Source organism: Pedobacter sp. Leaf41 (genome assembly GCF_001422545.1).
Lineage (GTDB): Bacteria > Bacteroidota > Bacteroidia > Sphingobacteriales > Sphingobacteriaceae > Pedobacter.
In genome coordinates this window covers 238381-254696 of sequence record NZ_LMLE01000009.1, presented here as the reverse complement: position 1 = coordinate 254696, position 16316 = coordinate 238381, and the positions used below count along the sequence as shown (strand labels likewise).

The 16316-nt window shown below is 39.8% G+C and carries 10 protein-coding genes; 4 read left to right on the top strand and 6 right to left on the bottom strand.

The window, feature by feature from the left end; translation table 11 throughout:
- The first annotated feature begins 4 nt into the window (after positions 1-4).
- The 4 genes from ASE92_RS15995 to ASE92_RS15980 all read left to right on the top strand — a co-directional run bounded on the left by ASE92_RS15995 (position 5) and on the right by ASE92_RS15980 (position 4774).
- Positions 5-385 (top strand): RidA family protein, encoded by a 381-nt coding sequence (locus ASE92_RS15995; RefSeq protein ID WP_056851110.1) that lies wholly within the window; start codon positions 5-7, stop codon positions 383-385.
- A 2-nt stretch (positions 386-387) separates the two neighbouring features.
- Positions 388-1290 (top strand): EamA family transporter, encoded by a 903-nt coding sequence (locus ASE92_RS15990; RefSeq protein WP_056851109.1) that lies wholly within the window; start codon positions 388-390, stop codon positions 1288-1290.
- A gap of 4 nt (positions 1291-1294) precedes the next feature.
- A complete protein-coding gene (gene recG / locus ASE92_RS15985) occupies positions 1295-3400 on the top strand; it encodes an ATP-dependent DNA helicase RecG (protein WP_056851222.1) in 2106 nt (701 codons plus the stop codon).
- Positions 3401-3490: 90 nt separating this feature from the next.
- A complete protein-coding gene (locus ASE92_RS15980; protein ID WP_056851108.1) occupies positions 3491-4774 on the top strand; it encodes an MFS transporter in 1284 nt (427 codons plus the stop codon).
- 385 nt (positions 4775-5159) lie between these two features.
- On the opposite strand, the gene ASE92_RS15975 is transcribed toward ASE92_RS15980, so the two are convergent.
- The 6 genes from ASE92_RS15975 to ASE92_RS15950 all read right to left on the bottom strand — a co-directional run bounded on the left by ASE92_RS15975 (position 5160) and on the right by ASE92_RS15950 (position 16271).
- Positions 5160-5375 (bottom strand): PLDc N-terminal domain-containing protein, encoded by a 216-nt coding sequence (locus ASE92_RS15975; RefSeq protein WP_056851107.1) that lies wholly within the window; start codon positions 5373-5375, stop codon positions 5160-5162.
- A 14-nt stretch (positions 5376-5389) separates the two neighbouring features.
- Entirely contained in the window at positions 5390-7141 is a 1752-nt protein-coding gene (locus tag ASE92_RS15970; protein WP_056851106.1) for an ABC transporter ATP-binding protein, read from the bottom strand.
- 104 nt (positions 7142-7245) lie between these two features.
- Positions 7246-10446 (bottom strand): TonB-dependent receptor, encoded by a 3201-nt coding sequence (locus tag ASE92_RS15965; RefSeq protein ID WP_056851221.1) that lies wholly within the window; start codon positions 10444-10446, stop codon positions 7246-7248.
- A gap of 412 nt (positions 10447-10858) precedes the next feature.
- Complete coding sequence (locus tag ASE92_RS15960) at positions 10859-11407, bottom strand: transposase (RefSeq protein WP_200926440.1); 549 nt, start codon at positions 11405-11407, stop codon at positions 10859-10861.
- A 531-nt stretch (positions 11408-11938) separates the two neighbouring features.
- Complete coding sequence (locus tag ASE92_RS15955; protein ID WP_056851105.1) at positions 11939-13249, bottom strand: amidohydrolase family protein; 1311 nt, start codon at positions 13247-13249, stop codon at positions 11939-11941.
- 1 nt (position 13250) lies between these two features.
- Positions 13251-16271, bottom strand: a complete 3021-nt coding sequence (locus ASE92_RS15950; RefSeq protein WP_056851104.1) for an amidohydrolase family protein — start codon at positions 16269-16271, stop codon at positions 13251-13253.
- Positions 16272-16316 lie beyond the last annotated feature (45 nt).

Genomic DNA, 16316 nt, shown 5'->3' with positions numbered 1-16316 from the left:
ATTTATGAAAAAAATCATCACTACTACAAACGCTCCAGCTCCGATTGGGCCATATAGCCAAGCGGTAAAAGCGGGCAATTTTTTATTTGTTTCAGGTCAGGTAGCCATTAATCCAGAAAATGGAGAACTAAATTTGGTTAATATCGAAGAAGAAACGCATCAGGTAATGCGCAATTTGAAAGCCGTGCTTTTAGAGGCTGGATTATCTTTTGATAACGTTGTAAAATCAACTATTTTTCTTTCAGATATGGGCACCTTTGCTCAGGTTAATGAGATTTACGGACAATATTTTACAGCTGATTTCCCGGCTCGTGAAACTGTTCAAGTATCGGTATTGCCTAAAAATGTTAATGTAGAGATTTCTGTAATTGCGATCGTTCAATAATCTTGGCGACCGCTAAAACCAAATACTTTATAGCTGGCATTTTACCCTACATTATCTGGGGTACAATGTCTATCCCATTACGGAACATTAAGGGTTTCCCCCCTCAAGAGATTCTTTATTACAGGATATTTGTTTCTATTTTAATGGTATGGACAATTATTCTACTTTTCAGGAGAGATGCCTTAAAAAATGATGTTAATTTTTTTAAGAATTTAACATCATCCAGTAAAACCAAGTTCTTGCTATTAACTGTTCTTTCTGCATTCTTAATAACGGGAAATTGGTTTACATACATCTATGCAGTGAACAGTGTAAGCTTGAAGGCTGCCGCTTTTGCTTATATGGTTTGCCCTCTTATCACAGCCTTGTGTGGGTTTGTTATCCTAAAAGAACAGCTAACCAGCACTAAAGTAATAGCACTGGTTATCGCATTTGTAAGTATTGCCTTGTTAGCCACTGGCTCTTTACGTGAAGTGCTTTGGGCAGTACTTATCGCATCATTTTATGCAGTTTATGTTATTGTGCTGAAAGTGATTAAGGATATTGATAAGTTGAATTTTTTAGGTGTTCAGTTAATTTTATCAGGCCTGATGATGTTGCCCATGTATTTGTTTACGGAAAATACGTTTCCTGCAGATGCTTTTTTCTGGTCGCATATATTTTTAATTGCTGCGGTATTTACCATTATCCCACTTTTTTTAAACGCTTATGCTTTATTAGGAATGCCATCATCCGCGTTAGGGATTTTAATCTATCTAAATCCTATCGTTGCTTTCGCAGTTGCCTTCTTCTATTTTAAGGAACCGATAGATGTGCATCAGCTTTTCGCCTATTTGCTATTGCTGTTATCGATTGTTATTTTTAATGCACAATTGCTAAAAAGCATTGTTTACAAAAAAGCTTAGAAATTTGTTTCAGTCGATTTTAGATACACCAATTGAATTTATAAAAGGCGTGGGACCAAGTCGTGCCGATGTTTTGAAAAAGGATTTAGGTCTTTTCACTTTTCAAGATATGCTCTCGCACTATCCTTTTCGCTATATCGACCGTACCCAGTATTTTAAAATCAATCAAATAAATCCCGATTCACAATATATTCAGATTATTGGTCGTGTAATCAGCAAAAAGGTTATTGGCGATAAAAGGACGAAGCGGATTATAGCTGTTTTCAAAGATGAAACGGGTATCATGGAACTCGTTTGGTTTCAAAGTTTGAAATGGGTAGACGATCACATTACCGTTGGAACGGCTTATGTGGCTTTCGGCAAACCGACTTTATTTAATGGAACCTTCAGTATTTCACATCCAGAAATGGAGCTTTACCAAAACAAACCTGTAGGTAGGGGCAATTTAACGTTGCAGCCCGTTTACAATTCTACCGAGAAACTAAAAAAGTTTACCTTGGATTCTAAAGGTATACAGCGTTTAATTGCTGGCTTGCTCGATCAGGTTGTTAAAGACGTTCCGGAAAACTTACCTCAGTATATAATTGATAAGTATCAGTTACCAGATAAAAAGAAGGCTTTATTGAGTATTCATTTTCCAAAAAATCAGCAGGATTTAAACGCTGCGGAAAGAAGATTGAAGTTCGAGGAGCTTTTTTTTATTCAGCTTCAATTATTGCATAACAAGCAATTGAGGCAGCTAAAATTCAAAGGGGTAACTTTTGATAAGGTGGGCGAAAAGGTGAATCGGTTTTATAAAGAATTTCTGCCATTCGAACTAACGAACGCCCAGAAGCGTGTGGTTAAAGAAATTAGAATCGATACCCAGCGTGGGGTTCAAATGAATCGCTTAGTTCAGGGCGATGTAGGTAGTGGCAAAACAGCGGTAGCCTTGATGAGTATGCTTTTAGCAAACGATAACGGTTATCAAGCTTGTATGATGGCTCCAACCGAAATTTTGGCCAGACAACATTTTGCATCCATTACAGAATTGGTAACTGATGATTTGGTTAAGGTGGCCATCCTAACCGGAAGTACCAAGAAAAGAGAGCGGACAATCCTCCATGAGCAACTGGAGAATGGAGAAATAGATATTCTGATCGGAACTCATACCTTAATTGAGGATAAAGTGCAATTTAAAAATCTCGGTTTAGTAGTTATTGATGAACAACATCGCTTTGGGGTAGAGCAGCGGGCAAAACTTTGGCGGAAGAACGTCATCCCTCCACATATTTTAGTGATGACTGCGACGCCGATTCCGCGTACGCTGGCGATGACACTCTATGGCGATCTCGACGTTTCAATTATCGATGAATTGCCTGCTGGAAGAAAACCTATTGAAACCAGGCATTTGTTTGAAGGCCAGCGATTGAGAATGTTCGGTTTTATGAAACAGGAGATTGCTAAAGGCCGACAGGTTTATATCGTTTATCCGTTGATTAAAGAAAGCGAAAAGTTGGACCTTTTACACCTCGAAGCAGGAGTGGAACAATTAAGCTATCAGTTTCCTCGCCCGGATTATCAAATTAGCATTGTACACGGACAGATGCCAAACGCGGATAAACAATTTGAAATGCAGCAATTTATTGATGGAAAAAGCCAGATCATGGTGGCTACTACGGTGATTGAAGTTGGCGTGAATGTTCCCAATGCCTCTGTTATGGTGATTGAGAATTCTGAGCGTTTTGGGCTTTCGCAATTACATCAATTACGCGGTCGAGTTGGGAGGGGAGCAGAGCAATCCTTTTGCATTTTGATGAGCGGAAATAAACTCAGTAAAGAAGGTAAAGTACGTTTAGAAACCATGGTTCGAACCAATAATGGTTTCGAAATATCAGAAATTGACTTACAACTTCGTGGTCCCGGCGATATTTCAGGAACCCAACAAAGTGGGGTGCTTGATTTGAAGCTCGCAGATTTGGCCAAGGATCAAATTATCCTATCTGAAGCTAGAAATACAGTTATCGAACTTTTTTCAGATGATCCACAATTGGAAAAGCCTGAAAATAGAGTTTTGAAACTGCATCTACAAAAACTAGAGAGAGGCATCTCTTTTGACAAGATCTCTTAGCATCATATCCTGGTAACGTTTTTAATCTGAATTTAATTCATTTGCGATTTTTAATTTTTCAAACATTAGTTTTGTAGGAAATATTTTCTCGTGGCAGATTCAGATTCCAACCCCATTATAGTTAAACAAGACCCGTTCGCAGCATTACGTTTTAAAGAATTTCGTTCTTTTTTAGGAATGCGTTTTTTCTTTACGCTGGCTTATCAGATGCAGGCGGTAGTTATTGGCTATCATATTTATGATTTAACCCATGATGCATTAAAGCTTGGTTTGGTAGGTTTGTGCGAAGCAATCCCTGCGATCGGAATTGCACTTTATGGAGGTTACATTGCAGATAAAAGTGAGAAACGTGGCTTGCTGATTAAAATATTTTCTGGCGTATGGCTTGCTTCGGTGCTCATGCTTATCATCACCAGTCAGTATTTGAATCTGAAAGAAGATCTGATTGTCCTGATTATGTACGGTTTAGTATTCTGTATCGGTTTGGCTCGTGGCTTTTTCGGACCAGCGACCTTTTCATTGATGGCCAATATCATCCCAAAAGAACTTTACCCGAATTCGAGCACCTGGAGTAGCAGCAGCTGGCAGCTGGCCACCATTATTGGTCCTTTACTTGGTGGGCTCATAAATTGGCTTTGGGGTATTACCGCTGCCTATAGCGTTATCGTTTTTCTGGTGTCGGTTTCACTGGTTTGTATCTTCACTTTTAAAAAGCATCCGGCCACCTTTGCGCCAACACAAAATATCTTTCACAGTTTAAAAGAAGGAATTTCGTTTGTCTTTAAAACTAAAATGATGGTTTGGGCAATGAGTTTAGATCTTTTTTCCGTGTTTTTTGGCGGTGCAGTGGCACTGCTTCCTATTTTTGCGAAGGATGTTTTTCATTTAGGTTCATTTGGCTTGGGCATGATGCGTGGAGCAGCCTCATCTGGAGCGGTGATTACAATGCTTTTGATGACGAGATTTTCGCCTATGGGCAAGCCGTGGAGAAATTTGCTCATTGCTGTAACAGGCTTTGGTTTGAGTATTATTTGTTACGGCCTATCTAAAAACTTCTACCTCACGCTTTTCTTCTTGTTTTTAGAAGGATCTTTTGATAGTGTCAGCGTAATTATCCGTCAAACCATCATGCAGCTGCTTACGCCCGATCATATGCGGGGTCGCGTTTCAGCGGTAAATAGCATGTTCATTGGCTCTTCAAACGAGATCGGCGAGTTTGAATCGGGTTTAACGGCGAAATATATGAGGCTAGTTCCTGCAGTGGTTTTTGGCGGCAGTATGACTATCGGAATAGCTTTTATTACCTGGTTAAAAACTAAATCTCTTACCAAATTGAGTCTGCAGGATATCAATGAACAAACCGATAAAGGTTAATTTATAAATATTTGAAAACTTTCGTCGCTGCTGCTAGTGACTTGTGGCCCTGCCTTTCCTGCAATCTTTTTGTGTTGGTTAATGCTGATTGGGTTAATGCTAACAACATAAAGGATTTTCGTACAGTCAGGTTTAGTTAGGGGGGCATTCTGCAATTAGACGATAGGAATCGTTTTGCTATTTTGCCCTCGTTAGAAACTAGCTCAGGTGTAAGTGTAAAAGACTTCTGCTTAAGCGAAACGCATTGCAGACTAAACCCGATGGGACGGAAAGCCGCTATTTTTCATAGCGCTTGAAGGTACAGCGGGGCTGAAACTAACCGAAGTATTCCTGCTATTGCTTTCCAAATCCTTAATCTATTCAACCCTGGATAAAAGCCAAAAGCCTAAAACTTTCTGTTCTTGCCCCAGATTAAATAAATAATTGAACCTAAAAATGGAGCTAGCAATATGATCACAAACCATAGCGCTTTTACCGGGAAGAGCATTCCTTTGTTTCGGGAGATATGATAAAGTGCGGTTAAAATTAGCGCCAGCCATAAAATGGCGCCAATTATAATGATTATGCCGATTTCGTTGCTTTCAATTTGTGCTACTAACATAGGATGAAGTTTTATTATACTTCAACAATTCTTTCGCCAATTTGTTGTCGCCACATGGCTTGATACAATCCATTTTGAGCGATCAACGCTTCGTGTGAACCTTGTTCGATGATATGTCCTTTCTCCAAAACGTAAATAACATCAGCATGTTTGATGGTTGATAAACGGTGGGCAATCAAAATCGTAATGTGATCGGTTAAGTCGGATACAGAACGAATGGTTTTGGTAATTTCTTCTTCTGTAATCGAATCTAACGATGATGTGGCTTCATCAAAAACTAAAATATCTGGTCGGCGAAGTAAGGCCCGGGCAATAGATAACCGCTGTTTTTCACCTCCGGAAACTTTAACGCCCCCTTCACCAATTAACGAATCCAAACCTTTGTCGGCTCTGGCCAGCAAAGTTTGACAAGCTGCCTGGTTTAAAACCTTAAAACACTCTTCATCGGTTGCAGTTGGGTTTACGAATAGTAAATTCTCCCTGATGGTGCCCGAGAACAACTGCGTGTCTTGCGTTACAAAACCAATTTTCTCTCTCAGTGCATCTAAATCAATATCATTACTTGGGGTGCCGTTATATAAAATTTCACCTTCTTTAGCTGGATAAAGGCCAACTAACAATTTTACCAAGGTAGACTTTCCTGCTCCTGATGGACCAACAAAGGCAATGGTTTGCCCACTTTGCGTTTTAAATGAAATGTTTTCTAAAGCGTTTCTGTTTGCAGTTTGGTGTTTGAAACCAACATTGCTAAAAGTTAAATCTTTAATTTTATTGATGGAAATCGGGTTCTCTGGTTTTTTGTCAATTGGCGTACTTAATATTTTTTTGAAATTGCCCAGTGAAACCTCTGCTTCACGCCAGGCTAAAATTACGTTTCCAAGTTCTTGCAATGGGCCAAAAAGGAAAAACGAATAGAACAAGAAAGTTAAATACTGACCAGCAGTAATGGCATTATCGAAGATAAGCAACAATAAAACCAAGATCATTGTACTGCGAACCAGGTTTACAGTGGTGCCTTGAACAAAGCTCATGCTGCGAACATATTTTACCTTTTTCAATTCCAGACCTAAAATTTTGTAGGTGGTTTTATTTAAACGTTCAATTTCCTGATCGGCCAAACCCAAACTTTTTACCAGTTCAATGTTTCTCAGTGATTCAGTAGTAGAACCCGCCAAAGCGGTTGTTTCGCCGACAATGGAGCGCTGAATGGTTTTTATTTTGCGGCTTAAAAACCAGCTTACAAAACTGATAATTGGAATAGCCGTAAAGTAAACCAGTGTTACTTTGTAGCTGATGGAAACAGAGTACACGATGACGAAAATCATCCCGATTAAACTCACAAACAAAATACTGATGAAAGAGGTAATGAATTTCTCGGAGTCTAAACGTACTTTTTGTAAAATACCCAAGGTTTCGCCGCTTCGCTGATCTTCAAAAACCTGGTAAGGTAATTTTAAAGAATGCTGTAAACCGTCAGCATACATTTTTGCACCAACTTTTTGAACGATAACACTGGTGAAGTAATCCTGAAAGTTTTTAGCGATACGCGAAACCATTGCTGCGCCAATGGCCAGGCCAATTAATCCGAGCGAGCCCCATAGGTATTGGCTGTAAGTTAATTTATCTTTTTGATTGATGAATTTGTCTAAAATTCTTCCGGTGATATATGGATCTAAAAGTGAAAAGCCAATATTTAAACCTGCAAGCAATAGCGCTAAAGCCACAATCCACTTGTGGTTTTTCAGGTAGTCTAATAATAATCCCATTAAAGTTTTGTTGTTTGTAGTGCAAACATAAAAAAAGGGAACGGATAAAAATCCATTCCCTTTTTTTATGACTTTTTGGAAAGATACAGTCTATCTTTCAATGACTAAAATCCGTATCTCAAACCAATTTGAAACTGGTAAGGATTGCCACTTGGGTTAACAATACCTGCGTTATTTACGCGGTAGTTGAAAGTTCTGCTATCTGAAAAATAAGCAGGTATTGCAGGAACGGCAGGCGTAGTACCCGTTGCAGGTACAGCAGCACGTCCGTTTAAAGCGTAAAGCGCTTGCGTACCCAAGGTTTCATTCACGCCCCATTTCTTGTTTAATAAGTTGGCGAAGTTGAAGATATCACCAGAAATTTCAAGTGTGTGAGTTTTGTAAAGCTTGAATTTCTTACTGATTCTTAAATCTACAATACCATAAAAGCCATTTTCTCCACCATTTCTTTCGGCAATTTGGCCTGAATATTTATTGATATAATCCTTCAAACTTTGGCTGGCCAATGGATTATCCATAATGGCTTGCAAGCCGGTGCGAACTGTTTGTGAAACTGCAGTATTATGTCTGTCGAAAATAAAAGCTAAATCGTTAGTGGCTACGAAATCACCATTGGTGTTTGTGCCCGATAATAAGCTATAGCGAGTACCGCCAATGCCTGAATAACGAACGCCAATAGTTACGCCGTAAAAAGTTGGTAGCGTACCGTAAACTACTACTTTGTTGCGGAAGTGATTATCTGAATACGACATTCTGCTTAAATCTCTCGGATCATCTTTTACAGGAAGTGATAATGTTGCCGTATTTGCTACGTTTCCATTGTAAGAAGTATTGTCTTTTGCATCATTCCAGGTATAGCTTGCTGTAATTTCACCATCTCTAAAGTAATTCCAGGTTGCGTCTAACACCACTGCAAACTGATTTACTTTTCCTTTACTGTTCATTTCTAATACACGTCCAAACTTATTTGATAAGCGGCCTGCTTTCCAGTCTACAACACCGTTTGAGGCATTGATAGTAGGAACGTAAACACCTCTATTATCTTCATTTGAAATGGTAAAGAAAGGATTAGCCACCATATTTCTATCTACATACATGTAGTTATTACGGCCTAAACTTGCGTAACCTGTAATGCCAACTTTAAATTTATCGGTAATTAATTTACTGTAAGATAAATTGGCTTTGTAGATTACGGGTACTTTCGCATCTTCAGCATAAGTATTAATGGTTGGTACTTGTAAAGCTGTTAAAGTAGGTGCAGCAACACCATTTCTATAACCGATAAAATCCGGTCTTGGTACATCAGCTCCTTGAACATCCACGGTAGCAAAATGCTTTCCATCGAAAGTTAGGTTGTTAATAGTCATGTAGTTATTGATGTCTGAACCAAAGATACCTGCACCGAAACGAACAAAATCTGTTCTGTTTTCATTGATATCCCAGTTAAACTGAATTCTTGGCTGAATAAGAAACTGTTTCAGCTCATGGTCAGTTCTAACACCAATGGCGTCAAACAATTGTTGGTTTAACGGCGATTTAGGATAAGAGCTATAGTCCATACGCAAACCTCCAATAAAGTCTAAACCTTTAGCTAGCTTAGTTTGCATTTGACCATATAAAGCCATGTTCCAGATTCCGGCCTTAACCGTTGGGTCTTCCACCAAAGGCGCTTCACGATAGTAAAGATATGGAGCAAGATTGTTGAAGTTTTGGATAGCCGTGGCGCCTCCGTTTGTATATTCAAAACGTCCGTTTACTTCACTTCCATAAAGCGACTTGGCATGAGTATACATTACATCAACACCGAAAGTGTATTTCACTTTATCGGTGTTGTAGTAGAAATTATCTACCAATTGAAGCACGTTATTGGTGAAACCTTCCTGGCCAAAACGATGACCACCAATTTGAATTGCTGTATTTCCTGTTGTTCCATCAGCTAGGGTTGAAGTTACATTCCGAACAATTGCTCTTGGTATCGCATATTGCAACTGGTCATTTTGTGTACTTGCCTGAAAGGTGTATAGGTGTTGAACTTTCAATTCGTTAGTGACTTTACTGTTCACGGTTGAGCGTAAAGTGGCCAATAAACTGTTATCAACATTTTTGTCATTACCATAACTTTCGAAGAAATTGATGGCCGTATTGTCTGCCAGTCCTAGGGGATTTCTATCGTTGGTGTAATTATCACGAATAGTTAACAGGTTTTTCTCATTGATTTGCCAGTCTAAACGGGCGAAAGCTGCATCTGTTCCACGCTTTTTATCAAATGAACCATACTGATCGCTACTAGCTACGCCGTATTTAGTACGGGCAACTCCAGCAAATTCCTGTAAGGTGCTATTGGTTATTCTAAATCTTGCCTCATCAGCAGGACCATTAATGTCTGCAATAATAAGCGGACGAGCATCTCTTTGGTGATCCCATCCCACAAAATAATGTAATTTGTCTTTAATAATCGGTCCACCCAAGGTGAAGCCATATTGATAAGTTGAGAAATCGTTATCACGTTTTACACCTCTAATATCATAAGGAGAAGCTAACCAATCTGCTCTTCCGTACATAAAAGCACTACCGCTAACTGTATTCGTTCCTGATTTGGTTACCGCTGTTACTGTACCGCCGCCGGCTCTTCCTAAAGTAACATCATATTGGTTGGTTACTACCTTGAACTCGCGAACTGCCTCAATAGAAATAGAATATGGCGCACCACTACGGCTGGTTGTGCTTCCTGCAGACGTTGGGTTCTTAGCGTTCATACCGTCAATAGTGTAGTTGGTAGATGAGCCTAACTGACCAGCAATACCACCACCACGACTCAATGGAGATAAATCCATCAAGTTGGAGAAGTTACGGCCGTTAACAGGCAGCTGGTTCATTGTCTTGGCAGAAATCTCTGTCGAGGCGCCAAAATTCTGCACTTTATTTCTTAAACCTGAAGCTACTACCTGAACGGCCTCCAGATTTTGTGCGGCTTCTTGCATGGTGATGCCTACTCTGGCAACATCGCCGAAGTTTAACATATATCCTGTTCTAGTTTGTTCGCCGAAACCCACGTAAACAGCTTTTACAGTATAAGGGCCGCCTAAAGGAAGCTCTTTAAATGTATATTCTCCCTGGGCATTGGTTGAAGTTCTGGTAGTGAAACCAGTAGAGTTATTTTTAATTTCAACGGAAACACCGGGGATGGGTTTCTTTTGTTCATCGGTTACAATACCGGATATGGATGCTTGTGTTGTTTGTGCCATTGCAGATCGGGTTGCAAAAGACAGTAGTAGCATTAATGCGACTAGTAGATTTTTCATCATCGTTGGATTTTTAATAGGTTGCGAAGCCTTTATCAAGCCGCCTGAGTTTAGGCTGCTGTTCAAAAGCATTTCAGCATGATTAGTTTCGATTTTTTATGATGCAAAATTCTATGAGTTGTGTTAAGATTGTTTCTATTTTATATTATGAAATCGTTTAGAAATGATGTTATTTATGCGGTAGTGTTAAAATAAAAAACGGCCAATAAGTTAATATTGGCCGTTTCTGTTAAATTGGTGTTAGCTTTATGGGGGTAATGACATCAATTCTTATAAAATGACATGAGGCATCTTATCGGTTGGTGTCCTCACCAACCGAAATCTTAAATTGCAATGTTGGTTTCAAATTGATAGAATTGCCAGTTTTTCGTATGCCGAAGACACCGACAGATAGTTCAAGTACACCAACCTAAACCTAGTTAGTCTCTGAAATGGGTAGAATGTCAAAACGATCAATCCCAGTTTCATAAAATTCTGCACTACTCCACACGTAATCTTCTGGATTGTCACACAGTCTCCACCTTTCTTTAACTGGATTGTCATGGATATAATCTAATTTCTGAAGTAATATCGATTCAGTACTTAATGGGATAGCTAGTGGATCTCGTTTCCAAAATTGGTAACTGCGATCTCCTTTTTCCGATAGATATGCCTCAAGCAATCCTGGGGAATTTGATGCTAAATATTTTTTAAACTCGTGGGCCGTGAATTTTGTAAAACTTGTAGCAGGACTTTCTTTTCCATTTAATTTTAACATGTTCCATATGAGATGAATGTGATTTGGCATTACTACATAACCATAAATTTCTACTATCTTTTTCTGTTTTAAATATTGTAGCGATTTGATCACAATCATTTTGCACAAATCATCAGCAAGTAGCTGCTTAAAATCACAGATTGTATCTGTGTAGAAATATGGATAATTATAATCCATTTGTCCCTGTCTCTTGTGGAAAATATTCATAATTATAGTTAAGATATTTAGGGAGAATAAAAGCAATATATGTATAATATTTCGGTTGGTGGGGACACCAACCGATAGAATAAAATTGGACTTAGCTTTTTGATGACGGTAATGGCATCAGCTTCTTAAAAATGACATGAAGCAACTTATCGGCAGGTCCCCCCACCAACCGAAACTTTAAGTCATCACTATTACGGTTGGTGGGGGGACCTGCCGATAGAACAAACTGCAATGTTGGTTTTGCACCTTGAAAATCGCCAGTTTTTCGGTTGGTGAGGACACCAACCGATAGAATAAAATTGGACTTATCTTTTTGATGACGATAATGGCATCAGCTTCTTAAAAATGGCATGAAGCAACTTATCGGCAGGTCCCCCCACCAACCGAAACTTTAAGTCATCACTATTACGGTTGTTGGAGACACTAACCAATAGAACAATCGTTATGAAATAGTCTTATTTATGGGCTAGTGTTAAAATAAAAAACGGCCAATAAGTTAATATTGGCCGTTTCTGTTAAATTGGTGTTAGCTTACTTCTTTTCAGCAGTATATTTATCGCTAAACTTCTTGTCCAGTTGTTTGTGCAAATTATCCAGATTGATATCTCTTCCCTGGATAAATGCTTGTTCCACTTTGTTGGTTCTCATGTCCAAAGCATCGCCTGCAGAGATGAAGAAAGTGGCATCTTTTCCTGCCTCAATACTTCCGGTAGTTTTATCTACGCCCATCACTTTTGCAGCATTTAGCGTGATGGTAGACAAGGCTTTCTCTTTGTCCAAACCCCATGCGGTAACCGTTCCGGCCATAAAAGGCAGATTGCGTTGCTGCCAATAACCATCTATACTTAACACTACATTTAAACCAGCGTTGGCTAAAACCGCTGCATTTTTATAGGGCATATTTACATCGTCATCATTATTGTTTGGCAAAGCATGAGGTTGTTTTACCACTAAACTGATGTTGTTTTCTTTTAAGAAATCGATCACCAAATAAGCTTCATCAGCGCCAGTGATTACTGGCGTAATACCGAATTTTTTGGCAAAGTTTACCGCGGCAACAATATCCTTTTGGCTATCTGCTGAAATGAACAATTTCTCTTGCCCAGAAAAAACTTTTTTCATGGCCTCAAAACGGGTGTTAATTACCTCCGGTTTGCCCATTTCCGAATAAGCCTTAGCTTCTGCAAAAAACGATGTTAATTGTGCAATGGCAGCTTGTGTTCGTTCTGCTAAAGCCTCTGCCGACATTTGTGGCCTGCCGAAACCACCAAAGCCACCTCTAAAACGTGGCGTTACCGGCCAGCTCATATGCATGGCATCATCCGTTTTAATTGCTGCATCTTCCCAGTTCCAGGCATCCAATTGTACTACAGAAGAACTTCCAGATACCGTTCCACCTTGTGGAGTAGGTTGTGCCATTAATACACCATTACTTCGCAGTGTTGCCGGCACTTTCGAATCAGTATTGTAAGCTACAATCGAACGAATGTGCGAGTTGAAATCGCCAATTTCCTGGAAATCCAGCGTAGCTTTGATCGACTCAGTTTCTGCTAGCCCCAAGTTTGTTGTTGCTGCAATAAAGCCTGGGTAAACATGTTTTCCTGTTGCCACAATTCTGGTTACATCATCTTGTGGCACCTGACCATTGGCCGTAACAGAAATAATTTTTCCGTTGCTGAAAAGAATGGTTCCGTTTTCAATTATTGTTCCATTGCCCACATGTACCGTAGCTCCGCTAATTGCAATGGTTTTAGTTTGTTTTTTTGCTGGCGATATGTTTGCTTGTGCAAAACACATCAGGCTTGATGCCGAAAAAGCCAGACTCATTAAATAGGTTTTCATGTTAGTGTGCATGTTCTTTTTCGGTTAATTCTGCTGAATAGTTTTCTAGAGTTTCGCAATTGTACAGGCGTGGAGCATCACCCATTGGGCGTTGCATTTTGCCACCTTTACTTTTGCTTTCTAACATTTTTTGAATCAAACGGGCTTTTTCAGCTTGCTGTGCTTTAATTACCTGAGCGTCTTTTTCAATGTCCCAATATGCTACGCCATCAACAAAAGTTTTTTCTGCTTTTGCATATATCGAAAGCGGATTGGCAGTCCAGATTACTACATCAGCATCTTTTCCAGGTTTTAAACTGCCTACTTTATCATCGATGTGCAGCATGCGTGCCGGGTTCAAAGTCACAAATTTTAATGCATCTTCTTCCGGAACGTTACCATAAAGCACCGACTTTCCTGCTTCCTGGTTCAGGTGACGAGCCATTTCTGCATCATCAGAGTTAAAGGCCGTGGTTACACCTACATTGTGCATAATTTTGCCGTTGTATGGAATCGCTTCTGCAACCTCATTTTTGTAAGCCCACCAATCAGAAAAAGTAGAACCGGCAATACCATGCGCTTTCATTTTATCTGCTACTTTATATCCTTCTAAAATGTGGGTAAAAGTGTTGATTTTAAATCCAAGGCTATCAGCAACGTGAATTAACATATTGATTTCGCTTTGAACATACGAGTGGCAGGTGATGAAACGTTTGTTGTTTAAAATCTCAACAATGGCATCCAGTTCCAAATCCCTTCGAACGCTATTGCCTTTCACTTTCATCGCTTTCTCATATTCTTTGGCACGGGTAAACTCATCAACAAAAGTTTGCTCTACACCCATACGTGTAACCGGAAAGCGGGCACCGGTGCCAAAATTACTTTGTTTTACGTTTTCGCCCAGTGCAAATTTGATGAAACCATCAGCGCCAGCGAACTTCAATTCTTCCGGCGATTTACCCCAGCGCAGTTTAATTAATTGCGATTGACCGCCAACCGGGTTTGCTGAACCGTGTAAAATATGAGAAGTCGTTACGCCTCCCGCCAACTGGCGATAAATGTTTACATCTTCGGAGTTGATAATGTCCGCGATACGAACTTCGGCAGAAACTGACTGCGCACCCTCATTAATACCGCCGCTACCAGCGATGTGCGAGTGTTCATCAATAATGCCCGCGGTAATGTGTTTGCCAGTGGCATCGATTACCTTGGCGCCACCCGTTGAAAGATTTTTTCCAACAGCCTTAATTTTGCCGTTTTCTAGAAGTACATCAGCATTTTGAAGGATGCCGTCTTTTTCATTTGTCCAAACGGTGCCGTTTTTAATTAAAACGGTCTCTACTTTTGGCAATTCCGCGGCGCCGAAAGCGGTGAAAGGATATATCAGTGAACCCACTGCAAGTGTAGGTTTAGGATCTTCCTTCTTAGGCGTTTCTTTAGCCGCTTCTTTGTAGGTAGCTGTAAATTTTCCCGTAGATCCATCTGCCAGTGCAGATTCGCCTTTTACGGTGATTGGATTAGCCGAAGTAATGTATCCGCTTAAGCGAACATCACCTTTAGGGTTTTTCTTTAAGTTGAAGTTAATGCTTACCCAATCGCCATTTCTGGCAAAAGTTGCAGTGGTTTTAACGCTATCAGTTCCCGCTCTTTCGATGGCTGCAGTTGAGCCGCCGCCTGTACCCGTGATTTTTAATGTTAAAGCGCCAACGCCATCCACATTTAAATTATAAGTGCCACGCACATCACTCACATCCATTTTATTTACGATGAAACGCTTTCCCTGAACCCAGTTTTCAAAAATGATGTTGCCGTTTTTAAATAAATTATCTGATGAAATCAAAAAGTTAGCGACTTTGCCTTTTTCAAGTGAGCCTACTTTATCGTTAATGCCCAAAAGTTCTGCAGGAATTGAGGTTACGGATTGAAGCGCCTGTTTTTCGGTCAAACCGTTTTCAATCGCAGTGCGGATGTTCGCCCAGAAATCACGGCTGTTTTCTAATCCGAAAGCAGTCAGAGCGAACTTAATACCTGCTTTTTCTAAAGCAGCTGGATTTGTTGGTGCTAACTCCCAACCTTTCATTTGCGATAGCGTTACATTTCTGGCTTCTGCCGGATCTTCTACATCATAAGCTTTAGGGAAAGATAGCGGAATAATCAAACTTGCGCCTGTTGCTTTCACCTCGTTAATACGTTGATATTCGTCGCCACCAGATTTGATAATAAATTTTTTGCCAAATTCTTTGCCAATTTTATCAGCACGTAAAACGTTCTGCCATCCATCAACTTCGAAAATTTGGGGCATGGTTTGTTGCTTGCCAAATTCATCTAACGAAATATTGTATTCGTCTTTCTGTTTGCCATACCACTGCGCATCGTAATAGGTTTGGCGCAACAAAGCAATGGAGCCCATTAAAGAAGTAGGGTAATCGTTTGATGAGGTTCCTTTGTTGAAGGAATAATTGGCTGCGGTTTGATCTTTCAAAATAACAGCATTATCAGCTCCTTCATTTAAGCTTACGGCTGCAGAAACACCACGGGCAATGCCATCGCGGCTGATTACATTCACACTGCCAAAGCCTGCCTTGCGTAATTCATCTGCTTTTTTCGTATCAACCGAGAAAATGTTTTTTACATACGTTTCAGGTCTGATGGCTTCGTTCCAGCCATAAGCGCCTTTTTTCGTAGAAACAAATATTGACTGACGCTGACCGCCAAATCCTCTTGCTTGTGCAGGTGCTTCTGTAATTCCATAACTTGAAAAAGCATCTACCATTGACGGATAAATGAATTTGCCCTTCAAATCCACCACAACATATCCTTTTGGTACAGCAACTCCAGCTCCTACAGCCTGAATGGTTTGTCCTTTAATTAGAAGCGTTGCATTTGATAAAGTTTGGTTGGCATTTACCACAATTGTTGCATTTGTAAAAGCAAACATGCCTGGCCTGGTATCAAAAGATCCGTTTACCGGGAAAGTTGTTTGCTGTGCAAACAAGATTGTAGTCGAAAATACCATCGCGATAGCGAGTAAAATTTTCTTCATAATAAGTTTAGGGGTTTATTTTGTTTAAAACTAATATAAATTAAC